General features: G+C 71.0%; 24 protein-coding genes. 14 read left to right on the top strand and 10 right to left on the bottom strand.

Going from position 1 to position 25965, the window contains the following annotated elements:
- Positions 1-103: 103 nt before the first annotated feature.
- Positions 104-1486 (bottom strand): TrkH family potassium uptake protein, encoded by a 1383-nt coding sequence (locus tag ACFRAL_RS03765; protein WP_378879875.1) that lies wholly within the window; start codon positions 1484-1486, stop codon positions 104-106.
- A gap of 277 nt (positions 1487-1763) precedes the next feature.
- Here ACFRAL_RS03765 and ACFRAL_RS03770 point away from each other — a divergent pair, with 277 nt between their 5' ends.
- From ACFRAL_RS03770 to ACFRAL_RS03780, 3 genes are read left to right on the top strand one after another with little or no spacing between them, the layout of a single operon-like run.
- Positions 1764-2906 carry a Gfo/Idh/MocA family protein gene (locus ACFRAL_RS03770; protein ID WP_378879878.1) on the top strand — a complete coding sequence of 381 codons (1143 nt, stop codon included), beginning with the start codon at positions 1764-1766 and terminating at the stop codon, positions 2904-2906.
- The gene (locus ACFRAL_RS03775) at positions 2903-3799 is read left to right on the top strand and encodes a PmoA family protein (RefSeq protein WP_378879881.1); all 897 of its coding nucleotides are present in this window, start codon (positions 2903-2905) and stop codon (positions 3797-3799) included. The genes ACFRAL_RS03770 and ACFRAL_RS03775 overlap by 4 nt, the downstream gene beginning before the upstream one ends.
- On the top strand, positions 3799-4548 hold the full coding sequence (locus ACFRAL_RS03780; protein ID WP_378879883.1) for a cupin domain-containing protein: 750 nt from the start codon (positions 3799-3801) through the stop codon (positions 4546-4548). The genes ACFRAL_RS03775 and ACFRAL_RS03780 overlap by 1 nt, the downstream gene beginning before the upstream one ends.
- 44 nt (positions 4549-4592) lie before the next feature.
- Here the strand turns inward: ACFRAL_RS03780 and ACFRAL_RS03785 are convergent, their stop codons facing one another.
- Together ACFRAL_RS03785 and ACFRAL_RS03790 are read right to left on the bottom strand one after the other, a co-directional pair.
- Positions 4593-5633 carry a TerC family protein gene (locus ACFRAL_RS03785; RefSeq protein ID WP_378880236.1) on the bottom strand — a complete coding sequence of 347 codons (1041 nt, stop codon included), beginning with the start codon at positions 5631-5633 and terminating at the stop codon, positions 4593-4595.
- Between the two features lie 215 nt (positions 5634-5848).
- Positions 5849-6355 (bottom strand): MarR family winged helix-turn-helix transcriptional regulator, encoded by a 507-nt coding sequence (locus ACFRAL_RS03790; protein ID WP_378879886.1) that lies wholly within the window; start codon positions 6353-6355, stop codon positions 5849-5851.
- A gap of 82 nt (positions 6356-6437) precedes the next feature.
- Between ACFRAL_RS03790 and ACFRAL_RS03795 the strand changes: the two genes are divergently transcribed.
- The 5 genes from ACFRAL_RS03795 to ACFRAL_RS03815 all read left to right on the top strand — a co-directional run bounded on the left by ACFRAL_RS03795 (position 6438) and on the right by ACFRAL_RS03815 (position 11831).
- The gene (locus ACFRAL_RS03795) at positions 6438-8582 is read left to right on the top strand and encodes an MMPL family transporter (protein ID WP_378879889.1); all 2145 of its coding nucleotides are present in this window, start codon (positions 6438-6440) and stop codon (positions 8580-8582) included.
- 153 nt (positions 8583-8735) lie between these two features.
- Positions 8736-9425 (top strand): ABC transporter ATP-binding protein, encoded by a 690-nt coding sequence (locus ACFRAL_RS03800; RefSeq protein ID WP_378879893.1) that lies wholly within the window; start codon positions 8736-8738, stop codon positions 9423-9425.
- Positions 9422-10720: an ABC transporter permease gene (locus tag ACFRAL_RS03805; RefSeq protein ID WP_378879896.1), complete on the top strand. Its 1299-nt coding sequence runs from the start codon at positions 9422-9424 to the stop codon at positions 10718-10720. The genes ACFRAL_RS03800 and ACFRAL_RS03805 overlap by 4 nt, the downstream gene beginning before the upstream one ends.
- Before the next feature lie 17 nt (positions 10721-10737).
- The gene (locus tag ACFRAL_RS03810) at positions 10738-11358 is read left to right on the top strand and encodes a TetR/AcrR family transcriptional regulator (protein ID WP_378879899.1); all 621 of its coding nucleotides are present in this window, start codon (positions 10738-10740) and stop codon (positions 11356-11358) included.
- An 86-nt stretch (positions 11359-11444) separates the two neighbouring features.
- Complete coding sequence (locus ACFRAL_RS03815) at positions 11445-11831, top strand: PPOX class F420-dependent oxidoreductase (protein ID WP_336393708.1); 387 nt, start codon at positions 11445-11447, stop codon at positions 11829-11831.
- Between the two features lie 9 nt (positions 11832-11840).
- Here ACFRAL_RS03815 and ACFRAL_RS03820 read toward each other — a convergent pair whose 3' ends face one another.
- The 6 genes from ACFRAL_RS03820 to ACFRAL_RS03845 all read right to left on the bottom strand — a co-directional run bounded on the left by ACFRAL_RS03820 (position 11841) and on the right by ACFRAL_RS03845 (position 17411).
- Positions 11841-13073 carry a HAMP domain-containing sensor histidine kinase gene (locus ACFRAL_RS03820; protein WP_336393707.1) on the bottom strand — a complete coding sequence of 411 codons (1233 nt, stop codon included), beginning with the start codon at positions 13071-13073 and terminating at the stop codon, positions 11841-11843.
- Positions 13066-13779, bottom strand: a complete 714-nt coding sequence (locus ACFRAL_RS03825; RefSeq protein WP_378879903.1) for a response regulator transcription factor — start codon at positions 13777-13779, stop codon at positions 13066-13068. The genes ACFRAL_RS03820 and ACFRAL_RS03825 overlap by 8 nt, the downstream gene beginning before the upstream one ends.
- A 75-nt stretch (positions 13780-13854) precedes the next feature.
- Complete coding sequence (locus tag ACFRAL_RS03830; protein WP_378879906.1) at positions 13855-15681, bottom strand: Ig-like domain-containing protein; 1827 nt, start codon at positions 15679-15681, stop codon at positions 13855-13857.
- 88 nt (positions 15682-15769) lie between these two features.
- Positions 15770-16162, bottom strand: coding sequence for a hypothetical protein (locus tag ACFRAL_RS03835; protein WP_378879909.1), 393 nt, complete (start codon positions 16160-16162; stop codon positions 15770-15772).
- A gap of 92 nt (positions 16163-16254) precedes the next feature.
- Entirely contained in the window at positions 16255-16818 is a 564-nt protein-coding gene (locus ACFRAL_RS03840) for a signal peptidase I (RefSeq protein WP_336393703.1), read from the bottom strand.
- 26 nt (positions 16819-16844) lie between these two features.
- Positions 16845-17411, bottom strand: a complete 567-nt coding sequence (locus tag ACFRAL_RS03845; RefSeq protein ID WP_378879912.1) for a TasA family protein — start codon at positions 17409-17411, stop codon at positions 16845-16847.
- Positions 17412-17655: 244 nt separating this feature from the next.
- On the opposite strand from ACFRAL_RS03845, the gene ACFRAL_RS03850 reads away from it, so the two are divergent.
- Entirely contained in the window at positions 17656-19368 is a 1713-nt protein-coding gene (locus ACFRAL_RS03850) for an IlvD/Edd family dehydratase (RefSeq protein WP_378879915.1), read from the top strand.
- 33 nt (positions 19369-19401) lie between these two features.
- A complete protein-coding gene (locus tag ACFRAL_RS03855) occupies positions 19402-20409 on the top strand; it encodes an alcohol dehydrogenase catalytic domain-containing protein (RefSeq protein ID WP_336393700.1) in 1008 nt (335 codons plus the stop codon).
- Positions 20410-20452: 43 nt separating this feature from the next.
- On the opposite strand, the gene ACFRAL_RS03860 is transcribed toward ACFRAL_RS03855, so the two are convergent.
- Positions 20453-21352 (bottom strand): helix-turn-helix transcriptional regulator, encoded by a 900-nt coding sequence (locus ACFRAL_RS03860; protein WP_378879918.1) that lies wholly within the window; start codon positions 21350-21352, stop codon positions 20453-20455.
- A gap of 100 nt (positions 21353-21452) precedes the next feature.
- Here ACFRAL_RS03860 and ACFRAL_RS03865 point away from each other — a divergent pair, with 100 nt between their 5' ends.
- The 4 genes from ACFRAL_RS03865 to ACFRAL_RS03880 all read left to right on the top strand — a co-directional run bounded on the left by ACFRAL_RS03865 (position 21453) and on the right by ACFRAL_RS03880 (position 25937).
- On the top strand, positions 21453-22700 hold the full coding sequence (locus tag ACFRAL_RS03865; protein ID WP_378879921.1) for a multidrug effflux MFS transporter: 1248 nt from the start codon (positions 21453-21455) through the stop codon (positions 22698-22700).
- Positions 22701-22756: 56 nt separating this feature from the next.
- On the top strand, positions 22757-23776 hold the full coding sequence (locus ACFRAL_RS03870) for a zinc-dependent alcohol dehydrogenase family protein (RefSeq protein ID WP_378879923.1): 1020 nt from the start codon (positions 22757-22759) through the stop codon (positions 23774-23776).
- Positions 23777-23967: 191 nt separating this feature from the next.
- Positions 23968-24987 carry a carbohydrate ABC transporter permease gene (locus tag ACFRAL_RS03875; protein WP_378879925.1) on the top strand — a complete coding sequence of 340 codons (1020 nt, stop codon included), beginning with the start codon at positions 23968-23970 and terminating at the stop codon, positions 24985-24987.
- Positions 24987-25937 carry a carbohydrate ABC transporter permease gene (locus ACFRAL_RS03880; RefSeq protein WP_378879927.1) on the top strand — a complete coding sequence of 317 codons (951 nt, stop codon included), beginning with the start codon at positions 24987-24989 and terminating at the stop codon, positions 25935-25937. Before ACFRAL_RS03875 ends, ACFRAL_RS03880 begins: the two co-directional genes overlap by 1 nt.
- Positions 25938-25965: the final 28 nt, after the last annotated feature.

Raw genomic sequence — 25965 nt, forward strand, 5'->3', positions numbered from 1 at the left:
CCGCCCGCCTGGCCGCCCTCACGGAATCCTCACGACGGCATCCGGAACGCGTACGAACGCCGGGACGGATGCCGCGCGCGAACGCCTCGGCGTCCGCGCGGCGTCAGCCGACGATCGGCCGTTCGGTGGGGAAGGAGAAGAGCATCTTGCGCTGCCTGACGGCCAGCGCTGCGGCCAGGCCGATCGGCCCGATGCGACCGGCGAGCATCAGGATGGAGAGCACGAGCTTCCCGAACGCGTCGAGCTCCGCTGAGAGCCCGACCGACAGCCCGCACGTGGCGAACCCGGAGATGACCTCGAACAGGATCCGGTCCAGCGGCGCATCGTTCGTGAGCGTGATGAGGGCCGTCGCCCCGAGCACCAGCGTGGCGCCGAGGAAGGTCACGCTGATGGCGACTCGGAGCAGCCCGTTCGGGATGGTGCGGTCCGCGACGCTCAGATCCCGCGTTCCGCGGGCCTCGGCCGCGATGGCCAGGAACAGCACGGCGAGAGTCGTCACCTTGATGCCGCCGGCCGTGGATGCCGAACCGCCGCCGACGAACATCAGCGCGTCGCTGAGCAGCAGCGTGGTCGACGTGGACTGCGCCGTGTCGACGATCGCGAACCCGCCCGAGCGCATCATCGTCGAGGCGAACAGGCCGTTGAGCACCTTCTCGCCGACGGTGTAGTCGGCGATCGTCGCCGGGTTGCTCCATTCCGTCGCCGTCCAGGCGGCGGCGCCGACCAGCAGCAGCAGCGACGTGGTGACGAGGGTGAGCTTGGTGTGCAGGCTCCACCGCTTGCGGTTCCATCGCGTGTTGATGAGGTTGAGGAAGATCGGGAATCCGAAGCTGCCGACGAAGACGCCGATCGCGATCGGCGTCAGCACCCAGCCGTCGTTCCGGAACGGGATCAGACCGCCCTCGTGGACGGAGAAGCCGGCGTTGTTGAAGGCGGAGATCGAATAGAACAGGCCGTGCCACAGGCCCCTGCCCCAGCCCTCGGCGACGATGAAGGCGGGGGCGAGCGCGACGAAGAGGGCCCCTTCGATCGACAGGGTCGTCAGCACGACGATCTGCAACAGGCGCCGCACCTCTCCGAGTTCGGGGGATCCGATGTTCTGCTGGGCGAACACTCTGCCGCCGAGCCCCAGCTGCCGGGTGACAGCACGCGCCAGCAGGAGCGCGAGGGTCACGATCCCCAGGCCGCCGATCTGGATCGCGACGAGGATCACGATCCACCCGAAGGGCGACCAGTAGGTCGCGGTGTCGACCGTCGTCAGGCCGGTGACGGTGATCGCCGACGTCGCGGTGAAGATCGCGTCCTGCCAGGGTGCCGCCCTGCCGGTCGCCGTCGCGATGGGAAGCCGGAGCAGCAGCGAGAAGACCGCAGCCGCGCTGATGAACACGAGCACGGACGCGCGGGCGGGCGACCGCCTGATGAACCCGCTGAGGACCCGCTGGGCTCGCCGGAGGGGTCTCCGCTCGGAGGCTGTGGTTGAGGTCATCGAGGGTCTCTTCCAGGGACGGCGACGGACTGCCTCGCCGACCCGACTTCCCGGCACACCGGCCAGCACCATACCGCACCGGTCTTTCCTGCCACGATAAGCACCGCGCAGGCGGGCGGCCTCACCTCACCGCCGGCGCCCCTCGCGCGCGGTGACGTGCGCGCCGGCTGAGCCGGCCGCGCGTCGCGTGTTCTCGACGCCGGGTTTGACGGCGCGCGCGAGGCCGCATACGCTCTGAAGCAACTTAGTGAACGTTCACTGTATTGAGGGAGCAACGATGCCATCCGCCACCACGTCCGAGCGAGGCGCCGCCCCGCTGCGATCGGCCATCATCGGGACGGGCGGCATCGCGCACGCGCACGCCGGCGCCATCGCGGGGCTGGCCCCGCGCATCGAGGTCGTCGCCGTCGCGGACGTCGACCGCGACCGCGCCGAGGCCTTCGCGCTGCGGCACAGCCCGCAGGCCTCGGTGTACGCATCGGCCGACGAGCTGCTCGCCGCGGAGACGCTCGACCTGGTCCATGTGTGCACTCCGCCGCAGACGCACGTGCCGCTCGCCATCGCGGCGATGCGGGCCGGGGTCCCGGTGCTCGTCGAGAAGCCGACGGCGCTGAGCCTGGCCGAGGCCGATGAGCTGGCCGCGGTGTCCGCGGAGACGGGCGTGCCCGTTCTCACGGTGTATCAGCACCGCTTCGGCCCGGCGGCGCAGCGGCTGCTCCGTCTGTTCGCGGAGGGTGCGCTCGGTCGCGCGATGGTCGCGACCTGCGAGACGCAGTGGTACCGCGGCCCGGAGTACTTCGACCTCCCCTGGCGTGGGCGGTGGCACGTCGAGGGCGGCGGGCCCACCATGGGTCACGGCATCCACCAGTTCGATCTGCTGCTCGCGGTGCTGGGTCCCTGGTCCCGCGTGTCGGCGTTCGCCGCTCGGCAGAAGCTGCCGACCGACACGGAGGACGTCTCGGTCGCCGTCGCGGAGTTCGACAACGGCGCTCTCGCGACGATCGTCAACTCCATCGTCTCGCCGCGCGAGAGCTCGCGCCTGCGCTTCGACTTCGACTGCGCGACCGTCGAGGTCGAGCACCTCTACGGCTACGCCGACGGCGACTGGACCTTCACGCCGGCACGCGGGCACGAAGAGCTCGCGTCGCTGTGGCACGCGTCGGACAGCCCGGAGACGACCAGCCATCGCAGCCAGATCGAGGCGATCGTGACGGCACTCGAAGAGGGGCGGGACCCGGGCGTGGGCATCGCCGACGCCCGGCGCACGCTCGAGTTCGCCGCCGCGACGTACGCGTCGGCGTTCCGCGGAGTTCCGATCCGTGCGGGCCAGATCACGCCGGACGACCCGTTCGCGACGGCGATGGACGGCGGCGCCGTGCCCTGGGCGCCCGTCAAGGAGCCGATCGGGGCGGGCGCGTGAGCATCCGCATCGACGATGACGGCGTCGGCGCGTTGAGCATCCGTGACGGTGATGTCGAGCTCGTCCGGTATACGTACGTCCCCGACACCGTCCAGTTCGAGTCGCCGAAGCCGTACCTTCACCCGATCCGCACGCGGGCCGGGAGACTGGTCAGCCTGTTCCGCCCCTGGGATCACGTCTGGCACAAGGGCATCGCATGGTCGCTGCCCGTCGTCGGCGACGAGAACTTCTGGGGCGGCGTCACGTACGTCAACGGCCAGGGGTACGTGCAGCTGCCCAACAACGGGGCGCAGGTGCACCAGGGCGGCGGAGCGTCGACGGACGGAACGAGTGCCTCGTACGCCCACGACCTGAAATGGATCGCCGAGGACGGCAGGCGGCTGTTCGCCGAGCAGCGGCAGCTCGGCGCGCATATCCTCGACGACACCGCCTGGGCGCTCACCTTCGACACCGCGCTGACGAACGTCTCGGACGAGGGCATCCCCATCGGGTCCCCGACCACGCGGGGCCGGGAGAACGCCGGATACGGCGGCCTGTTCTGGCGCGGCCCCCGCTCGTTCACCGACGGGCTGGTCGTCACCGAGGGCGCGCGCGGCACCGGAGACGACCTCCGCGGACAGCGTCACGCGTGGATGGGCTACGTCGGCCGCCACGACGACATCGACGAGCAGTCCCTCGTCGTCATGGTCGACGACGCCCGGAATCCGCAGCATCCGCCGCAGTGGTTCGTGCGATCCGAGCCGTTCGCGTGTCTGAACCCCGCACCGTTCTTCAGCGAGGAGCTGGTCGTGGCGCCGGGCGAGACCGTCCGGTTCCGCTACGCGGTGGCCATCGCGGATGCCGGAGCCGACGCCGCCCCGGCGCTCGCCGCAGCCGCGGGGACGGTGCTCTGATGGCAGGCTTCCCCGGCGGGGTCGCGCTCAGCGAGCTCACCGTGTACGACTGGGAAGCGGCCGACGGGTGCGCGGGCGGGACCCCCCACCTGCACACGGCATCGAGCGAGGGCTACGTGGTCGTCGCGGGCGCAGGGGCGGTTCAGACGCTGTCGTCCGTGGGCCGCGAGGAGCACCCGCTCGCTCCGGGCGACATCGTCTCGTTCACCCCCGGCACCGTGCACCGGCTGATCAACGGCGGAGACCTGCGTCTGCTCGTCGTCATGTCGAACGCCGGGCTCCCCGAGGCCGGCGACGCCGTCATGACGTTTCCCGACGACGTCCTCGCCGACCCCGAGGCGTACGCGCGCGCCGCCGCGCTCCCTGCGGGCGGCTCGGACGACGCGCGGGCCGCAGCGGCCCGCGCGCGCCGGGATCTCGCGCTCGAGGGGTACGCGTCGCTCTGCGCCGCGATCGACGAGGAGGGGCCATCGGCGCTCGAGCGCTTCCACCGCCGGGCTGCGGCGCTCGTGCAACCCCGCGTCGCGCGGTGGCGCACCATCTGGCAGCAGACCGTCGCGGCGGAGACGGATGCCACGCGCGCTCAGCTGGACGCACTCGAAGCCGGGCGGCGCGGAGCGCTCGGCGAGGCCGCGGTGACCAGGGCCACGCCACGCGACGCCCGCGGCTTCGGGATGTGCGGGCGCCTCACCACGTGGCAGTGGCCCACGCAGGCGATCGAGGACGGCGGGGTCGATCGGCGAGCGTGATGCCGCCCGGCGGCCGCCGCCGGGCGTCGCTCAGTGCCGGCGGGTCACGAGGTCTCCCTCTCGCGGTCGGCAGCCATCTCGTCGTCCGCGGCCGGCGTGGTCAGAGGGCGTGCCGGCGCGTCGCGGTCGCCGCGGGTCTTGATGAGGCTCGCCGCCGTCGCCACCGCGATGGTGCCGGCGATGAACAGCAGAGAGAACCAGATGGGGATCTCGGGGGCCCACAGCATCGGCTCGCCGCCGTTGATGAACGGGAGCTCGTTGACGTGCATCGCGTGCAGCACCAGCTTGACGCCGATGAAGGCGAGGATCACGGCGAGACCCTGCGCGAGGTAGACGAGGCGCTCCAGCAGGCCGCCGATCAGGAAGTAGAGCTGGCGGAGCCCCATCAGCGCGAACGCGTTCGCGGTGAAGACGATGTAGGCCTCCTCTGTCAGCCCGTAGATCGCGGGGATCGAGTCGACGGCGAAGACGAGGTCGACGAAGCCGATTGCGATGATCACGAGGAGCATCGGGGTGACGAAGCGCCGACCGTCCTTGACGACGGTGAGCCGATCCGCGTTGTACTCGTCGCTGACCGGCAGGTGGCGACGCACGAAGTTCATGAAGCGACCCTGCGAGGGGTCCGCCTCGCCGTGCGCGAATGCCTGACGGTACGCCAGGAACAGCAGCAGCGCGCCGAACAGGTAGAAGATCCACGAGAAGTTCTCGATGAGCGCGGCACCGACCGCGATGAACACGCCCCGCAGGACGAGAGCGATGACGATCCCGATCATCAGCACCTTCTGCTGATAGATCTTCGGCACCGCGAAGCCGGTCATAACGATGAGGAAGACGAAGAGGTTGTCGACCGAGAGCGCCTTCTCGGTGAGGTAGCCGGCGAAGTACTCGCCGCCGTACGTCCAGCCCGACATGACGCCGATGCCGACGCCGAAGAGCAGCGCGAGTCCGATGTAGAACGCCGACCAGCGGGCCGACTCGCCGATCGACGGCTCGTGGGGTCTGCGGACGTGGGCGAAGAACTCGTAGACGAAGAACGCGATCGTGACCGCGATCGTGATGAACCAGACGAGCGGGGTGATGTTCACAGGGATCTCCAGACCTGGCGTGATGGATGACGCCAAGGTCTTCTCCATCCCCTGATCGAGGACCGGTGACCCGGGATGCACCCTGCATCCGTAGTGACGAGTCGACCGCGCCGGAGTACTCCCCTTGCTGTCGGCAGATTACTGGGCCACGCCGATGTCTTCCTGAGAACCGGCCGAGAGGCGGCGCCATCGTCGGCCGCGCGCGAGCGGCGCGCTCACGAGCGGGCCGGCTCGACGTGGGAGCGGTAGACCTCGACGACCCGGGAGAGGTACGCCGTGATGATCGCCTGCTCCCGGGCGCTGAAGTCGTCGAGCACGGCGTCGACGTCGAGGATCATCGGCATGAGCACCGAAAGGGCGCTCTCGCGCGAGGTCTCCGTCGGCACCACCAGCACCCCGCGGCGATCGCTGGGATGGGGCTCGCGGGTGACATGGCCGAGTCCTACGAGCCGGTCCACGAGTGCCGTCGTCGACGCCGTCGTGATGCCGAGCCGGCGCGCGAGTTCACTCGGCCCGAGCGGCCCCGAGGCGATCAGGTGCTCCATGGCCTCCAGGTCGGTGGGGTTCACCGTCAGGTGCGTCCGCAGCCGCCGCTCGAACAGGTCGCTCACGGTGATGAGGTCGCGCAGCAGGCCGGTCGCCGGGCGCACGGGCGGGCCGCCCGCGTCAGCCTCGCGGGGGCGGCGGGAGGCGTCCGTGTTGCCAGCGGCGACGGCATCCATGCGTCGATGATAGCCCGAACTTGCGCAGTCTGACTTATATCTAGATAATCTAGACATTAGTTCTGCTAGGGAAAGGGCGGCCATGAACGGCTTCCTCCGTTTCGTCACCTCCGCGAAGACGTCGTGGATCGTGCTGGTGCTCGCCGGCCTCATCGCGGGCGGGTTCTTCGCCCTCGGCAGTGGGGCGGAATCGGAGACGGCGCCCACCGTGGGGCTGCCCGACTCGGCGGAGTCCGTGCAGGTGGACGAGCTGCTCGAGGAGTTCCCGAGTGCGGACACCACGTCGGCGCTGCTGGTGTTCGCCGCCGACGACGGAGAGCTGTCGTCCGACGACATCGCGCTGATCGGCGAGAAGGCGGCGGGCGAGCTCGCCGATTTCACGCCGGACGGCTTCGTCCCGCCCGCCCAGATCTCGGAAGACGGCACGGTCGCCCTTCTCGTCGTCCCGCTCGACCCCGAGTCCGACGTCGAGCGCCAGGCCGAGCGGGCCGCGGAGATCCGCGAAGCGGCCGCGGCCGATCTCGAGGACGTGCGTGTCTACCTGACCGGCCCCGAGGGCTTCGAGGTCGATGTGGCCGCAGTCTTCGCGGGAGCCGACTTCACCCTTCTCCTCACCACCGTCATCGTCGTCGCGGTGCTCCTCATCGTGACGTACCGGAGCCCCTGGCTCTGGATCGTGCCGCTCGTCGTCATCGGACTCGCTGACGCGGTGGCGGGAATCGTCGCCAACCGGGTGGCCGCCGCCGCCGGAATCGCGCTGGACGCGTCGATCACCGGCATCCTGTCGGTCCTCGTCTTCGGTGCGGGCACCAACTACGCGCTCCTCCTGATCGCCCGATACCGCGACGAGCTGCGGCTCAGCCCCGATCGCCGTGAGGCGATGCGCCGCGCCATGCGCGGCGCCGGCCCCGCGATCATCGCGAGCGGCTCGACCGTCGCCCTCGCGCTGGCGACACTGCTCCTGGCGGAGATCGCCGGCAACCGGGCGTTGGGGCTCGCCTGCGCGGTGGGCATCCTCGTGGCCATGGCCTTCGCGCTCATCGTGCTGCCGGCAGCCCTCGTGCTGTTCGGCCGCGGCCTGTTCTGGCCCTACGTCCCCCGGTTCGGCTCGCGCGACGCCATCGCCCGCAGCCCGTGGGGGAAGCTCGGCCGTGCGGTGTCGCGGCGCCCGGTCGTCGTCGCGATGTCCGGCTTCGGCGTGCTGGCAGCGCTCGCGAGCGGGCTCTTCTTCGTCGAAGTCGGCCTGTCGCAGAGCGACCGGTTCCTCCGCGAGCCGGAGGCCGTGCAGGGGCAGGAGGTGCTCGCCGATGCGTTCTCGGCCGGCACGAGCTCGCCGGCGGTCGTCGTCCTTCCGAGCGAGGATGCCGAGCAGGTCGTGGCGACGCTGTCCGACCTCGACGGCGTCGACGGTGCGACGGTGACCGAGGAGAGCGGCGATCTCGCCCGGATCGATGTCGTGCTGTCGGATGCCGCCGAGACGCCGGAATCCTTCGCGACGATCGAACGGATGCGCACCGCACTCGCCGACGCCGGTTCGAGCGACGCGCTGGTCGGTGGCCTCGACGCGAGATCCCTCGATGTCGCGCAGGCGCAGGCGCGTGACCAGGCGCTGCTCATCCCGCTCATCCTCGTGGTCGTGCTCGTCGTGCTCATCATCCTGCTGCGTGCGCTCGTGGCCCCGATCCTGCTGCTGCTCGCGGTGGTGGCGAGCTACTTCTCCGCCGTGGGGGCCAGCTGGTGGCTCTTCCAATCGCCGCTCTTCGAGTTCCCGGCCATCGACACCAATGTGCTGCTGTTCAGCTTCCTGTTCCTCGTCGCGCTCGGCGTCGACTACAGCATCTTCCTGGTGACGCGTGCCCAGGAGGAGTCGCGCGTGCTGGGCACGACGCAGGGCATGATCCGGGCGCTCGCCGCCACCGGCGCCGTCATCACGAGCGCGGGCATCCTTCTCGCGGCGGTGTTCGCGGTCTTGGGCGTGCTGCCCCTGATCACCCTCACCCAGATCGGCGTCATCGTGTGCATCGGCGTCCTCATCGACACGCTGCTCGTGCGCACCGTGATCGTGCCGGCCATGGCGTTCATCACCCGCGATCGGTTCTGGTGGCCGCGGCGTCCGGCCGTGTCCGACGCGGACGCGCGCGCGGCGGGCCTGGACGCTCTCGCAGGGCGTGCCGGCGAGCTCGCCGGTGACGAGAGCGTCGAGGCCCCGGTGGCGGCTGTGCGCTGACTCCGCAGGCCGGATCGGCCTCTCTCGGCCTACATGCAGTTACTGCGATATAAAGTGCAGTCACTGTAAGTTTCTGAGAGAGGGACCATAATGACACCCCAAGCGGACGATGGGCGAGCCGCAAGCGGCTCGCCCGTTCTGGAGGCACGCGCTGTGACGCGCACCTACGGACGCGGCGAGAGCGCGTTTCACGCGCTGCGCGGCGTCGACCTCGCCGTGAAACGCGGCGAATCGCTGGCGATCGTCGGCAAGTCCGGGTCGGGCAAGTCGACCCTGATGCACCTGCTCGCGCTCCTCGACAGGCCCACCTCCGGCCAGGTGATCGTCGAGGGGACGGATGCCGCCACCCTCCGCGCTCGCGACCTCAACGCCCTCCGCAACTCCACCTTCGGCTTCGTCTTCCAGCAGTTCTTCCTCGCCGCCGGGCAGTCGGTGTTCGAAAACGTCAGCCTCCCCCTGGTGATCGCCGGAGCGCCGGCCAAGGAGCGGCGGCGCCGGACCATGGCCGCGCTCGACGCTCTGGGGATCGCCGACAAGGCCGCCAACCGTGCGACGGACCTCTCCGGGGGTCAGAAGCAGCGAGTCGTGATCGCCCGCGCCCTCGTGGGCGAGCCGTCGGTGATCTTCGCCGATGAGCCGACCGGAAACCTCGACTCCGCGACCGGCGCGCAGGTCGAGGAGATCCTCTTCGGGCTGCAGCGCGAACGCGGGATCACCCTCGTCGTCGTCACCCACGACCGCGAACTCGCCGATCGCTGCGGGAGGGCGGTCGCCATCGCCGACGGGCTGATCTCGACGGATGCCGCGACCGCGGCCGCAGCGCTCACGGAGGTGTCGCGATGAGGACGAGCGATCTGGTGCGCACGGCGGCCCGCAACGCCTTCCGCAGCCGGCTGCGCACCACCCTCACGGTGCTGAGCCTGTTCGTCGGCGCCTTCACGCTGACCCTCACGACCGCCCTCGGTGCGGGCGTCAACGACTACGTGGAGCGGCAGGTCTCGACCCTGAGCACGGGAGACGTCCTGCTCGTCAGTCCCGCCGCGACGACCGAGACCTCCGACGGCCCTGACGAGTTCGATCCGGACGGGCGTCAGCAGGCCGCCGCGGCCAATCCGCTGGCCGGCGGTACGCTGCTGAACGAGGACGATGTCCAAGCGATCGCCGGGATGGACGGCGTCCGCTCGGTCGAGGCCGTCAGCCAGGTCCAGATCGATTGGGTCCAGGCCGCCGCCGACGACGCGACCAGGTTCGAGATGGACATCAACCCGACGTCGTCGATCGGGCGGAGCGACCTCGTCGCCGGCGCCCAGCTCGACCAGGAATCGGCCGGGTACGAGCTGGTGATCCCCGAGGAGTACGTCGCCGCACTGGGATTCGCCGACGCCGACTCGGCCGTCGACGCGCGTGTGATGCTCGGCTTCAGCGACGCCGGACTGGCCGAGCGGCAGGTCGAGGCCTCGATCGTGGGGGTGGCGCGGACGAGCCTGTTCGCGTCGGGCGCCGGCGCCAACGCCGCGCTCGTGGAGGAGGTCGCCGCCGCTCAGGCGATACCCGGGCAGCCTCGCGCGTGGCCGCTCGCGGTCGCCTACCTCGAAGGCTCCGGCGACGACGGAGCGGTGACTGCCGATGACATCGGCGCGGTCAAGGCCGAACTGGCCGACGCGGATCTCGCAGGCCAGACCGTCGAGGACCAGCTCGGGGTCGTCCAGACCATCATCAACGGCATCATCGGCGTCCTCAGCGCCTTCGCGGTGGTCGCCCTCATCGCGGCGTCTTTCGGGATCGTGAACACGCTCCTGATGAGCGTGCAGGAGCGCACGCGCGAGATCGGACTCATGAAGGCGATGGGGATGTCGAACGGACGCGTGTTCGGGCTGTTCAGTCTCGAAGCGGTGGTGATCGGGTTCCTGGGCTCGGCGCTGGGCGCGCTCGCCGCAGTCGCCGTCGGATCCGCGCTCGCCGGCTCCCTGTCGCAGACGGTCCTGGCCGACCTCCCGGGCCTGCGGATCCTCCTTTTCGAACCGGCGGGCGTCGCCGTGGTGATCGTCGTGATCATGGCGATCGCCTTCGTCTCCGGCGTGCTGCCGGCACGCCGCGCGGCCCGCCAGGACCCGATCGAGTCGCTACGGTACGAGTGAGCCGAGGAGCGCAGATCATGTCCACGTCACCGAGTCCACGTCGTCGCGACGCCGTTGCGAAGGCCGCGGCCATCGAAGCCGCGGCGGTCGACCTCGTGCTCGAGCACGGGTACGAGGCGGTGACGGTGGACATGATCTGCGCTCGCGCGGGTGTGAGCCAGCGCACGTTCTTCAACCACTTCAAGACGAAGGACATGGCTCTGATCGGCCCCGGTGCGCCGACCGTGGACGAGCGCGCTGCGCGCGCCTTCATCGTGTCGACCGGCCCGCTGCTGCGCGAGGCGACGCAGCTCATCCGGATCGATGCGGGTGCGATGGCGAGCGACCCAGGGCTCCTCGCCCGCCGGATCCGCGCGGTGGGTACCAACCCCATCCTGATGGCCCGTCAGATGGAGCGTCTCGCGTCGATCGAGCACGAGCTGCGCGAGATCATCCAGCTGCGACTGCAGACCCAGTACCCCGATGAGGCTCCCGACGACTTGGCCGATCAGGCCGACATCATCACCCACCTCCTCGCCGGGGTCATGCGCTACATCGGCCAGTCGTGGGCGCGCGATGTGGAGCGCGGCGCGGCACCCGCGATCGACCCGACCGCCATCGGCGAGGCGCTCGATCGCGCCGTGCGCAAGCTCGGCTGACCGACGCCTGGCCGCATCATGGCGTGACGGTCGTCCCAGTCGTTCTCCGCACCGACCGGGGCGTCCGCCCCCGGTATGTTGGGACGGTGCGGGAACTGTCGTCGGCCGGATTCGAGTTCGTGCGCGAGCGCCACCTGGCCACGCTGTCGACGATGGCGCCGTGGGGCGGCATCCATTCGGTCCCCGTCGGGTTCACACTCCACGACGGGATCCTCCGCGTCATCACGTCGCGCGACTCCCAGAAGGTGCGCAACGTGCTTCGCGACGGGACGGCGACCATCAGCCAGGTCGACGGGGCGCGGTGGCTCAGCTTCCCCGGCACCGCGACCGTCCACGACGATCCCGAGGAGGTCGCGCTCGCGGTCTCGCTCTACGCCGAGCGGTATCGGCAGCCGCGCGTGAACCCGAAGCGGGTGGCGATCCAGCTGCGGCCCACGCGGATCCTCGGCAGCAGCGGGCTGCGCCGGGACTAGGGCCGGGCGTCACTCCGGCCGCTTCTGCGGCAGGATCAGCGAGAAGCGCGTCGTGGGCGACGAATCCAGCAGCAGATGCCCGCCCAGGGCCTCTGCCAGTTCGGCCGACAGGGCCAGCCCGATCCCTTCGCCGCCTCCGGTGCTCTTGCCGGGGGTGCGCTGGAAGATGGCGTTGCCGGCGGGACGCGGTCCTTCGTCGCCGACGCTCACCGTCACGTAGCCGTTCGCGCGGGCCGCCGACACGCTGACCCTGCCCCGGCCGTGCTGCAGCGCGTTGTGCACGAGGACGTCGAGGATCTGCGCCGTGGGCGCCGGCGCGTCCACGGTGGTCACGTGCGTCGCGTCGACGCGGATCTGACGGCTCTTCGCCGCCGCCTGCGATCGCCACCGATCGCCCGCCTGCGTGAGCATCGGGGCCAGCGGCGTCCACGCGTCCGCACCCGGCGTGCCGCCTCGGGCCATCTCGAGCAGCTCGGCGATCGCCTCTGAGAGACGGTCGATCTCCCGCAGTGCGTGCTCCAGCTGCTCGCGCACCGGTGGCGGAGTCTCGGGCCACAGCGACAGGTCCTCCAGCTCGAGCCGCAGTGCCGTGATGGGGGTGCGGAGCTGGTGCGAGGCGTTCGCGGCGAACTCGTGCTCGCGCCGGATGCGCTGCTCGAGCGTGGACGCGCTGGTGCGCAGCGCCTGGTCGATCGCCCGGGCTTCGGGTATGCGCAGGTCCTCGGGCGCGCGCTCGAGCGTCCCCTCGCCGAGGTCGCGCGCGACGGCGGCCAGCCGGGTGAACGGCTGCGAGAGGCGACGCGCGAGCAGCACGGCCGCGACGGCCGAGACCGCCATGAGCGCCACGCCCAGGATCACCACGGGCATCACCGCTTCCTGCACCCGCCCCGAGATGACGTCGTCGGACCGGCCGAACTCCACCATTCCGCCCCCCTCGACCTCGGCGGTCGAGACGATGTCGTCCGGTCGGGGGTTCACGCCCGCCTGCACGCGCTCGCCGTCTGCGTCGACATAGACGATGTGCTCGCCCTCGATGAGCAGGGGCTCGAGGAACTCCGCGGTCACCTCGGCCTCCGCCTCGCGCTCGGCCATCAGCACCGCGAGGAAATCGGCGAGACGCACGACCCGCCGCTCCTCGCTGGTCTGGATCAGGTCGGCGACGATGTACGCGCGCGGGATGCCGTACAGCGCGATGATCCCCACCGCGAGGGCCACGAAGGCGAAGACGAGGCGTTCACGCATCCGCCGCCCCGTCGTCGAGGCGGAATCCCACGCCCCGGATCGTGGTGACGTGCACATCCGCGCCGGACTCCTCCAGCTTCTGGCGGAGCCGGGCGATCGTCACATCGAGCGTCTTGGTGGAGCCGAACCAGTTCTCGTCCCACACCTCGTCCATGAGGCGTTCCCGCGTCACGACGGCGCCGCGGTTGCGGTCGAGCTGCTCGAGCAGATCGAACTCCTTGGTGCTCAGCGAGATCTCGCGATCACCGGCGAAGACCCGGCGCGCGTCGGCGTCGACGGTGAGTCCGGCCCCGGATGCCGCGACCGCGGTGGTCTCCGCCGTCCCGGCGGCCAGCAGCCCTGCGCTGCGTCGCAGCAGCGCCCGCAGCCGCGCGAGGAGCTCCGCGAGCGCGAACGGTTTGGCGATGTAGTCGTCGGCGCCGACGTCGAGACCGACCACCCGGTCGAGCTCCCCGTCGCGCGCAGTGAGGATGATGATGCCGCCGGCGAAGCCCTCCTCGCGCAGTCGTCGGCAGACGTCGAGGCCGTCCATGTCGGGGAGGCCGAGATCGAGCACCACCAGGGAGAAGCCGTCGCCGATGACCCGGCTGACCGCCGTGCCGCCCTCGGCCACCCGCTCGACCTCGTAGCCCTCTCGGGTCAGCGTGCGCACGAGCGGCACCGCGATGCCGTCGTCGTCCTCCACGACCAGGATGCGCTGCCCCACGACGTCGATGCTATCCAGGCTGTCGCCTCGGGCTGCGTCAGCCCCGCCTGGGGTGTCGCCCTGCTGTCGGCTCACTCAGAACTCCCGGTCCAGGTTGCCCGTCTCGGTGACGGGGGTGTTCGAAGAGGCGGTGCCGCCGAGGTCGGTCGCAGAGCCGGACGGCGTCCACACCATGGCGGCCGCCGATGTCGTCGGAGCGGTGCGCAGGGCGCCGCCGCCGATGAGGGAGCCGAGGGTGACCTGCACGACGGTCACCGGCAGGCCGTTCACGGTCGCGGTGGTCGCCGTCATCGTGGCGTTGAACGTCGACGTCTTGTTGCTCTTCACGTAGTCGCCCTTGAGGTTGACGGAGCCGAGGTTCACGAGCGTGCTCGTGCCCGGGACCAGCACGTCGACCGTGTCGCCGGCGTTGCCGAGCGAGAGCAGGTTGCCGTCGCGCAGGCGCAGCGTCACGGGCGCGCCGACGCCGTTCCAGCCGGCCATGATGCTCGCCGGGTTCATCTGCGTGCTGTACGTGAAGGTCATCGTGTCGCCGGCATCCAGTCGGCCCGGTGTCGTGCCGCCACTCGCGGTCTGCACATCCGTGCCGCGCACGGCGCGGTTGTCGACGCGGCGCTGGGCGACCGTCGCGGACGTCGTCGTCTTGCCGGCGGAGTCCGTGAGCACGGCGCGGAAGTCGTAGAGACCGTCGGCGACCGATCGGGTGTTCCAGGCGCAGCTGTACGGGGCGGCCGTCGGAGCGCACACGGTGGTCCAGGCGGTCGTGCCGCTCAGAGTCATCTGGATGGCGACGTTCGCGACTCCGGCCGTCGAGTTGGCCGTCGCGGTGAGGCTCGCCGCTCCGCTGAGGAAGGCGCCCGGGTCCTCCATCGCCACCGATGCCACGGTGTTGTCGACGACGCGCTGTGCGATGACGGCGGAGGTCGTGATGTTCCCGGCCCCGTCGGTCGCGACGGCACGGAAGGAGTAGCTCCCGCCGGGCAGCGCGGTCGTGGCGTACCGGCACGAGTACGGCGGAGCGGTGACGGTGCACGCGTCCTGCCAGCTCGTGCCGTTGGCCGAGAGCTGGATCACGACGCGGGCGATGCCCGACGCGGCGTCGGAGGCGGTCGCGGCGAGCGTCACGGTGCCTCGCAGCGGCGACCCCGGGTCGGTCATCGCCACGGCGGGCGCCCCGTTGTCGACGAGGACGTCGGCGACGACGTTGGACGCGGTGGTCACGCCGTTGGCGGTGACGGTCGCCCGCAGGTCGTAGAAGTCGTCCTTGAGCGAGCCCGTGGCCCAGGCGCAGGTGTACGGCGACGTCGTCGTCGTGCAGACCGACTTCCAGATCCCCGTGCCCGCGACGGCGTACTCGAAGTTCACCGTGTAGGTGCCCGTGCCGGGGTTCTGCAGCGCGGCGGCGAGCGAGACGGATCCGCGCACGATCTCACCCGGGTCGGCGAGGACGATGCCGACGGCGTTGCCGACGGTGGCGCGCACGCTCGTCGAGGTGGTGACGTAGCCGGAGTTGTCGGTGGCGACGGCGCGCAGGTCGTAGGCGCCGTCGGCGGTGGTGCGGGTGTCCCACGCGCAGCTGTAGGGGCTCGTGGTGTCGGCGCAGAGCGTCGTCCACGTCGCCGCTCCGACGGCCTGGACCGAGATGACGACGCTGCGGATGCCGGTCTCGGCGTCCGCCGCGAGGGCGGTGATCGTCGCGGTGTCGCGGAGGGTGCCGGCGGGCTGCTGGACCGACACCGTCGGCGGCGTCCAGTCGACGGCGGCGCCGACGCGGTTCGCGCCGTTGGTGGTCTGGGCGGTGAAGGACGCCGACGAGAGGGCCGGTCCGAGCGGACCCCCGGCGACGAGCAGGACGGCCGCGAGCACCACGAGCACCGCGTTGCGGAGCGCGGTGCGGGTCATCGGATTCTCCTCGTCGGACGGGGCGATTCCGACGCTACGCGCGGCCGGGTTACAGCCGTGCCACGGCAGCGCCTCACCCGCTCCACAATCAGCGTGGGCAGCCGTCGGCGACGCGGCGCGCGGTGGCCGGCCATGACGCGGTCAGGCAGGCGGCGAGGCCCGCGAGCAGGAGATCCCGTCCGTCCCACGGCGCGGCAGCTGCGCCGGGGATGCCTATGGTGTGGGTCAGGCAGACGCCGACCAGCGTCGCTGCGCCGATGAGGACCATGGCCAGCCGCGACTCGAAGCAGCGCGCGGTGACGAGGCGCAGGGCGGCGAGCACTCCCGCCGTGCCGAGGACGGCGGACACCAGCGCCGACGGGTCCCGGCGGGGGTCGCCTGCGGAGGCTGCCAGCAGGTGAAGTGCCGACAGGCCCACGAGGGCGGCCGTCGAACCCCCGCCGATCAGGCGGTGACGTGTGGAGGCGCGAAGGGGTGCCATGGGGAGCTCCGGGAAGGGCAGGTCGCCGGTGAGCGGGGACCGGCGGCGGTGGGGAAGGTCGTGGCCCGCGTTTCGGGTACGCGGGCCACGGGTCAGGAGGCGACGGGAGCCGGGGCGGCGCCGCGGCGCGGGCTGCCGGCGCGGATGAGGTCGCGGAGGAAGAGCAGGGCGATGAAGGCGGCGGGTACGCCGATCGCCAGCATCCGGATCATCGCATCGGACAGGGCGATGAAGATCCAGCCGACGAGGGGCACCCAGCCGACCACGCGGGGCTGGACGGCGTCGGCGAGGGTGAAGGTCCAGGGGTCGACGCCGGCGTTGGCGTCCCCCTGGGTGCGGAACACCCGCGACGGGCTGCCGTCGGGGTTCGGTTCGATCGAGACGATGCGGTGCGTGACGAGCTCGGTGATGCCCGAGTCGGCAGGGGGCAGGTACGTGATGACGTCGCCGGTCCGCAGCTCCGACACCGGCACCTGGCGCTCGAAGACGAGCGCACCTCGTTCGAAGGTGCCGGACATGGAGCCGCCGGTGATGACGTAGCGGTCCATCCCGAGGAGGCCGGGCACGAACATGAGCGCCGCGATGATGGTGGCGATGATCGCGGCGATGGTGATCGCGGCGCTGCCGACTCGCTGGAACGTCTTCGCGGCGCTCATGTCGTGTCCCCCTACCCCAAGTCGGATTACTGGTTGGTGACCGTCGCGGCGGTCTGCGTGGCATCCCACGTGTAGGTCGCAGTGGCGGTCTTGCCCTGCTCCTCGTTGCCCGCGGTCTGGGCGAGCGTCACGCTGAAGGTGTACTCGCGGGCCTCCCCGGCGGCGAACTGGCCGAGGGCGACGGGGCCGGCCGTGGTGAGGGCGCCGAAGGTGCCGCTCCAGACGGTGGTCGAGCCGTTGGTGATGGTGAGCTTGAGGTTGTCCTTGTTCGCGAAGCCGTTCGTTGCGCTCTCGGTCAGCTTGAGGACCGCGGCCAGCGAGCCGGAGTTCGTGATCGTGACCTTGCCGTTGACGGTGTCGCCGGGCTTGAGGTTGTCGAGGTTGAAGATCGCGCTGTTCGCCTTCGAGTTCTGCTGCGTCAGCGTGCCGGTGCTGTAGGCGTTGCCGGTGTTGACCGAGTTGGCGACGAAGTCGGCGCCCGAGCCCACGGTGATGGCGGCGGCGACCAGAAGGCCGGCGAGCGGAAGGAGGATGCGCTTGCGCGAACGAGCGGGCGCGGCGACCGGAGCGGCGGGGGTGGCGGTGATGTCCATCGTGGGCGGGTTCCTGTTCTGAGAAGGGGTACTTCGTGCTGTGGAAAACGCTACGAAGGCGCGGGCAACAGAACCCCCACAGCCGGACTACGACAGCGCCAGGGCTCGGACACACGCGTCCGCGGATGGCAACGAGCGGGTGACGGATGCCGCGTCCCGGCCGCGCCGGATCGCGCGGAGCCCCCTCGCGGTCGGGCAGGATGGCAGGAGCGCCCGTTCGAGCGGGCGGGGATGTGGGTCACCGGTGACGCTTCGCAGTTCCCAGTGGTATGCGGGCGACGACCGCAACGCGTACATCCACCGCGCCTGGATGCGGCGTGGACTGCCGGACTCGGCGTTCACCGGCCGTCCGCAGATCGCGATCGCCAACACCGCCTCCGACCTGACGCCGTGCAACGCGCACCTGACCGAGGTCGCGCAGTCCGTCAAGAACGGCGTCTACGAGGCCGGCGGCATCCCGCTGGAGCTCCCGGTGATCTCGCTCGGCGAGACGAACGTGCGGCCGACCGCGATGCTGTGGCGCAACATGGCGGCCATGGCGACGGAGGAGATGCTGCGCGCCAACCCCATCGACGGCGTCGTGCTCCTCGGCGGATGCGACAAGACGATCCCGGCGCTGCTCATGGCCGCGGCATCCGTCGATCTGCCCGCCGTCGTCGTGCCCGGCGGGCCCATGCTGACCGGGCACTTCCGCGGCGAGGCTCTCGGCTGCGGCACCGACGTGTGGCGGCTCAGCGAAGAGGTGCGCGCGGGCACGCTCAGCGAGGCGATGTTCCTGAAGTCCGAGTCGTCGATGATCCGCTCCAAGGGGCACTGCAACACGATGGGCACGGCGTCGACCATGGCGCTGGTCGCAGAGGCGCTCGGGGTGGTCGTGCCCGGGGTGGCCGGAACCCCCGCGGCGGATGCGCGGCTGCTCGAGGCGGCGCACCTGACCGGCGCGCTGGCCGTGGGGCTCGTGGCGGAGGACCGCCGGCCGTCGACGTTCCTCACCGAGGGCAGCTTCCGCAACGCGATCGTCGCGCTGGCGGCGATCGGCGGATCCACCAACGCGGTGGTGCACCTGCTGGCGATCGCGGGGCGGCTGGGCATCGACCTCACGATCGACGACTTCGACCGCGTCGGGGCCGACGTGCCGCTGCTGGTGAACCTGCAGCCGGCCGGCCGGTACCTCATGGACGACCTGTTCCGCGCCGGCGGGTTCCTCGCGGTGATGCGCGAGGTGCGCGACCTGCTGGACCCGGAGGCCCTCACCATCACCGGGCGCCCGTTCGTCGAGTACGTCGACGACGCCCGCATCTGGGACCCCGACGTCATCGCCTCGCGGGACGCGCCGCTGCAGCCGCACGCGGGCATCTCGGTGCTGCGCGGGTCGCTCGCGCCGGGCGGCGCACTCATCAAGCCCGCCGCCGCCTCGCCGCACCTGCTGAAGCATCGCGGCCGGGCCGTCGTGTTCGACTCGATCGAGGACTTCCACCGACGCGTCGACGACCCGGAGCTCGACATCGACGAGGAGTCCGTGATGGTCCTGCGCGGCTGCGGCCCGAAGGGCTACCCCGGCATGCCGGAGGTGTCGAACATGCCGCTGCCGAAGAAGCTGCTCGAGCGGGGCGTCCGCGATGTCGTGCGCATCTGCGACGGCCGCATGTCGGGCACCGCCTACGGCACCGTCGTGCTGCACGTGACGCCTGAGGCCGCCGCCGGAGGCCCGCTCGCCCTCGTGCAGAGCGGCGACTGGATCAGCCTCGACGTGCGCGCCGGCCGACTCGACCTCGACGTCCCCGCGGAGGAGCTGGCCGAGCGGATGCCGAGCCAGGCCACCCTCGACGGCTACGCCCGGCCCCGGCGGGGGTGGGAGCGCCTCTACGTCGATCATGTCCTGCAGGCAGACAGGGGCGCCGACCTGGACTTCCTGGTCGGCGCATCCGGATCCGAGGTGTCGCGTGAGTCGCATTGATACCCAGACCGCGCCGAACCTGTGGGCGGGGCGATGAGGGCGCTCGTCGTCACCGGACCCGGCCACGCCGAGATCCAGGAGGTCGCGGAACCGGAAGCAGGCCCCGGCGAGGTCGTCGTCGATGTCCGGCGCGCGGGCATCTGCGGGACCGACATCGAGTTCTTCACGGGCGAGATGGCGTACCTCGGCACCGGTGACGCCGCGTATCCGATGCGCATCGGGCACGAGTGGATGGGCGTCGTCTCGGCCGTCGGCCCGGGGGTCGACCCGCTCTGGGTCGGTCGCCGCGTCACCGGCGACACCATGCTGGGGTGCGGGGCGTGCCGGCGCTGCGAGCATGGACGGCAGCACGTGTGCGCGCGCCGGCTCGAGCTCGGCATCCGCGGGGGCAAGGCGGGCGCGCTCGCCGAGAAGGTCGGGACGACCGTCTCGTCGCTGCACGGACTCCCCGAGCCGGTGGACGATGCGATGGGGGCGATGGTCGAACCGGGGGGCAACGCCTTCCGGGCCGTGCAGGGTGCGGCGCTGCAGCCCGGCGACCGCTGCCTCATCCTCGGCCCGGGCACGATCGGGCTCCTCTGCGCCATGTTCGCCCGCGCCGCCGGCGCCGAGGTGCACCTGCTCGCGCGCCACGAGGGGGCGAGGGCGTTCGCCCGATCGCTCGGCTTCGACCACGTCTGGACCCAGGAGCGGCTGCCGGAGCTGCCGTGGGACGCCGTGATCGAGGCATCCAACGCGTCCCAGCTCCCGGCGAAGGCGCTCGAGCTGGTCGAACCCGGCGGGCGGGTGGTCTACATCGGCCTCGCCGGAACCCCGAGTCTCATCGACACGCGCGACCTGGCGCTGAAGGACGTGACGGCGGTCGGCGTGCTGAGCGCCTCACCCGGGCTCGCCGGAACCATCGACGCCTTCGCGGCAGGGGTGGTCGACCCGCGCCCGCTCGTCGCCGCCACCGTGGCCCTCGAGGATCTGCCCGCGATCCTGGCGGGTGAGCGGCCGGAGGGTGCCGGATCCGGTCCGAAGTTCCACGTCGCCCTTTGAGCGGGCTCGGCGGATCACCGCCGGGGCGCCGACGCGGGGCGCGTCAGGCGCCTTCGGCCGCGTGCTCGTCCGCGGCGGGCTCCTCGGCGCGGTGCGTCGCCGCCCACGAGGCGAGGAGACGCAGTCGGTCCGCGGAGGGCGACCCCGGCTCGGCGGTGTAGATGAGCATCACATGCCCGGGCTCTGCGGTGATCGCGAGCTCCTCGTAGGCCAGGATCAGCTCGCCGACCACCGGATGGTGGAACCGCTTCGTGCCCGCGCCGTGCGTGCGCACGTCGTGGGCGGCCCACAGCCGCCGGAACGTCTCGCTGCGCGTGGACAGCTCGCCGACGAGCTCCTGCATCGCCGGGTCGTGCGGATCGCGGCCTGCCTCGGCGCGCATGACACCCACGCACATCTCGGCGAACCGGTCCCAGTCGGGGTAGAACTCACGGGCGGCCGGGTCGAGGAACTGGAAGCGGGCGAGGTTCGGCACACGTCCGCCGTCGCCGATGACGGGGGAGTAGAAGGCCCGGCCGAGCTCGTTGACCGCGAGCAGGTTCTGGCGCTGGTCGCGCACGAACGCGACGCCGTCGGTGATCGCCGTCATGGCCCACTGCAGGCTGGGGCGCGCCGCCGACGTGCGGGAACTCCGGCGGCGCGGGCGGCCGCTGGTGGGGATGCCGTCCGCCGCGCGCGCGAGGTCGAACAGGTGCGCCCGCTCGGCGTCGTCGAGCTGCAGGGCCCGCGCGACGGCCTCGAGCACCGACGCCGATGCGCCGGCGATGCTTCCTCGCTCGAGCTTGGCGTAGTACTCGACGCTGACGCCCGCGAGGATCGCGACCTCGCCGCGGCGCAGCCCCGGGACGCGGCGGTTCGGCCCCGCCGCGATGCCGGCGGCATCGGGCGTCACCCGCGCCCGGCGCGTCATGAGGAACTCTCGCACCTCGGCTCGGTTGTCCATACGAGAAGGCTAGATCGGCTCGGCCGCGCGAAGGGTGCCCTGTCGGTACATGTCTCATCAGGAACTCCCCCGGCGAGCGGCTGCGCGCGACGCTCGATGCATGACCGACACCGCCGCTCCGCCGCGAAGCACGCGCACCCGGCTGCTGCCGACGCTGCTGCTCCTGCTCACGGTCTTCGGGCCGATCTCCATGGACCTCTACCTTCCGGCGCTCCCCGCGCTCACGAGCGAGCTCGGCGCAGCGACCTCGGTCGCCCAGCTCACCGTGACCGCATGCCTCGTGGGCCTGGCCGTCGGGCAGCTGGTCGCGGGTCCGCTCTCCGACCGGTTCGGTCGGCGGGGGATCCTCCTCGTCGGCATCGCGGCGTACATCGCGACCTCGGCGCTGTGCGCCATGAGTCCCACGATCGAGCTGCTCATCGCCGCGCGCTTCGTGCAGGGCCTCGCGGGCGGCGTCGGCATCGTCATCGCGCAGGCCGCCGGTCGCGACGTGTACTCCGGCGGCGCGCTCATCCGCTTCTACGGCCGGCTGACGGTGGTGGGCGGACTCGCCGCCATCGTGGGCCCCCTTCTCGGCGGGGTGCTCATCGCCGTCACCGACTGGCGGGGACTGTTCGCCTTCCTCGCGCTGATCGGTGCTGGCATCCTCGTCATCACGCTGCAGACCTTCCCCGAGACACTGCCGGTCGCCCACCGCACGCAGGGCGGCTGGACCCGCACGATGCGCGACTACCGGACGCTGGTGACGGATGCCGCGTTCCTCGGCGCCGTCCTCAACCAGGGCTTCCTCTACGCGGCGCTCTTCGCCTACCTGGCAGGGGCGACCTTCATGCTGCAGGACATCTACGCACTGACACCCCTCGGCTACGCGCTCGCCTTCGGGCTGAACTCCGCCGGCTTCATGGTCTTCGGCTGGCTCGCCGGCCGCCTGGCCGAGCGCTGGAGCCTTCGCGGGACGCTCGCGGCGGGCATCGTGGTCGCGGGGCTGGGCGCCGCCGGGCTGCTCGCATCCGGCCTGGCGGCGATGCCGCTCTGGGTCGTGATCGTCTCGCTCTTCGCGCTCGCGGTCGGCGTCGCCATCACCTCGCCCCCCGCGACCACCCTGGCCCTGGCCGACCACCCCCGCATGGCCGGCACCGCATCGTCGCTGCTGGGCATGGTGCGCTTCGGCTTCGGCGGCATCGCCGCCCCGCTCGTGGGGGTCGCCGGTGCGACCAGCATCCTGCCTCTCGGCGTCGTCACCGTGACGGCCGTGGCGCTGGCGGCCGTCGCCTACGTCGTGCTGACCCGCCGGTCCGCTCCCGCGGCGACCGTGGAGCAGGCGGCGGTGGCGGCATCCGTCGGCTGACCTCCTCCGAACCCCGAGACCACCCCCATCCGAACCCCGACAACAAGGAGCACCTCATGCGCGCCGTCATCATGACCGCACCCCGCGACGTCCGCGTCGAAGACCGCGACGATCCTGTCATCGTGGAGCCCACCGACGCCGTCATCAAGCTCGCCGCGACCTGCATCTGCGGGTCGGACCTGTGGCCGTACCGCGGCGACGACGAGGCCGACCACCTGCCGATGGGACACGAGTACGTCGGCGTCGTCACCGAGATCGGCGAAGACGTGCGCACCCTGACGGTCGGCGACTTCGTCGTCGGCTCGTTCTTCGCCTCCGACAACACGTGCGAGATCTGCCAGGCCGGGTACCAGTCGCGGTGCATCCACGCGTACCCGGTGGGCGCCATCGGCACGCAGTCCGAGTACGCGCGCATCCCGATGGCCGACGGCACCCTCGTCGCCACTCCCGGTCAGCCCGACCCCGACCTGATCCCGTCGCTGCTGGCGGCCTCCGACGTGCTGGGCACCGGCTGGTTCGCCGCGGTCGCCGCCGAGGCCGGACCGGGCAAGACGGTCGCCGTCGTCGGCGACGGCGCCGTGGGCCTCCTCGGCATCCTCGCCGCCAAGCAGCTCGGCGCGGAGCGCATCATCGCGATGAGCCGGCACGCCGACCGGCAGGCCCTGGCCCGCGAGTTCGGCGCGACCGACATCGTCGAGGAGCGCGGCGACGAGGGCGTGGCGAAGATCAAGGAGCTCACCGGCGGCTACGGCGCGCACAGCGTCATCGAGGCGGTGGGCACGCAGGAGGCGATGATGCAGGCCATCCGCGCGACCCGCCCGGGCGGCCACGTCGGGTACGTCGGCGTCTCGCACGACGTCTCGCTCGACGGGCTCGAGCTGTTCTTCTCGGGGGTGCACCTCCACGGCGGACCGGCCCCCGTGCGCCGGTTCCTGCCCGAGCTGATCCAGCTGATCTGGGACCGCCGGATCGACCCGGGCAAGGTCTTCGATCTGACCCTGCCCCTCGAGGAGGCCGCCGAGGGCTACCGGGCGATGGACGAGCGTCGGGCCACCAAGGTGCTCCTCACCGTCTGATCTCGCGCGGACCGGAGGGGGCGCCGCCGGCGCCCCTCCCCGGGGGGATGCACAGAAGCAGCGCTTCGCGCAACCCCATGGAGAGCGGCCGGGGGTGGTGCCTAACGTCGCGCCATGGCCGCACCATGCCCACTTCTCACCGCGCGACGCGAGGTCGGGCGTCGCGCACGCCCAGCGAGCGAGGCGCCGCGATGAGCGTGACGTCGCAGAACGACGCCGTCGTCGAGGCTCTCAAGGAGGCCACCGACTCGAGCGCGGACGGCGGACGGGGCCGCGCGCGGCGCAAGGAGCGCCCGCGCAAGGTCAAGGTCAAGCAGCACTACGACAAGCGAGAGGTGCTCGCCGGCTATCTCTTCATCTCGCCGTGGATCGTCGGGTTCCTGATCTTCACCGCCGGCGCGATGGTCTACAGCCTCTACATCTCGTTCAGCAACTACAACCTCGCCACCAACACGGCCCGCCCGGTCGGTGTCACCAACTACGCCGGCCTGTTCGAAGACCCGCGGGTGGGTGTCTCCCTGGCGAACACGCTGTTCTACGTGGTGCTGGCGGTTCCGCTCGAGATCGTCTTCGCCCTGATCCTCGCGATGCTGCTCAACCGCGTCGGCCGCGGCGCCGGCGCGTTCCGGACGCTGTACTACCTGCCCAAGATGACCCCGGCCGTCGCCACCGCGGCGGTGTTCTTCCTGCTGCTGAACGGCAACACCGGCGCGATCAACCAGGGTCTGCGCATCTTCGGCATCGAGGGTCCGCAGTGGCTCGTCGATCCCGCGTGGGTGAAACCGAGCATCGTGATCATGACGCTGTGGACGGTCGCCGGCACGATGGTGATCTTCCTCGCGGCGTTGAAGAACGTGCCGGTCGAGCTGTACGAGGTCGCCTCGCTCGACGGTGCCGGCCCCGTGCGCAAGTTCTTCTCCATCACGCTGCCGATGATCTCGGGCGCGATGTTCTTCAACATCATCGTGCTGTCGATCGCCGCCTTCCAAGTCTTCGACCAGGCGTACCTGCTGTTCTGGCGCGATCAGAGCAACGCCTCGCCCGAGGCATCCCTCTTCTACGCCATCTATCTCTTCCAGCAGGCGTTCCGGCAGTTCAACTTCGGGTTCGCCGCGGCGATGGCGTGGCTGCTCTTCGTCATCATCATGATCATCACGGTGATCCAGGTGAAGTTCGGCAACCGCTTCGTGTACTACGAGGGAGACCGCTGATGTCGGCGTCGCTGCAGACCCCCGGAGTGTCCCGGCCCGCCCCCGAAGCCGCGGTGGCCGCCGCCCCGCCGCCCAAGCGCTCCCGCTGGCGCCGCGGGCTCTCGCAGCCCAAGACCCTCGCCGGGCGCGTGGTGCTGACGATCCTCCTCCTCGGGTTCGCGCTGCTGTTCCTCTACCCGTTCGCCTGGCTGCTCGCGGCGAGCTTCAAGCCGCGCGGCGAGGTCTTCGACAACTCGCTCATCCCGAAGACCTTCGTGCCCGAGAACTACGTCGAGGTGTGGAACCAGCTGCCGCTGCTGAGCTGGATGTTCAACAGCGTGGCGATCGCACTCCTGGCTGCCGGGACGGTGGCGATCTCGAGCTCGATCGTCGCGTTCGGCTTCGCGTACTTCCGCTTCCCGCTGCGGGGGCTGCTGTTCGGCCTGGTGCTGGCGACCATGATGCTCCCGGGTGCGGTGACGATGATCCCGATCTACCTGATCTGGAAGGAGACCGGGTTCCTCGGCACGTGGGTTCCGCTGTGGGGCATGAACCTCTTCGGCTCGGCCTTCTACATCTTCCTGCAGCGGCAGTTCTTCCTGAGCCTGCCCAAGGAGCTGTTCGAAGCGGCGCGCCTGGACGGCGCGAGCTACTGGGGACTGTTCTGGCGCATCGCGATGCCGTTGTCGATCCCATCGTTCGTCATCGTGTTCCTGTTCGAGTTCCAAGCGAGCTGGAACAACCTCCAGGCCGCGCTGATCTACCTCAACGCCGGATCCGTCGACGAGTTCACCGCGCCCCTGGGCATCGCCTACGCGATGACGAAGTACAGCCCCACCGCCGGCGGCCAGGGCGACTACCAGTACGTGATGGTGGCGTCGCTGCTGGTCACGCTCCCCATGCTCATCCTGTTCGCCTTCGGCCAGCGGTACTTCATCGAGGGCGTGGCGACGCAGGGCAGGAAGGGATGACGGATGCCTCTCCGACGCTGACCTCGAT

The organism is Microbacterium sp. NPDC056736, assembly GCF_042790415.1.
GTDB lineage: Bacteria > Actinomycetota > Actinomycetes > Actinomycetales > Microbacteriaceae > Microbacterium.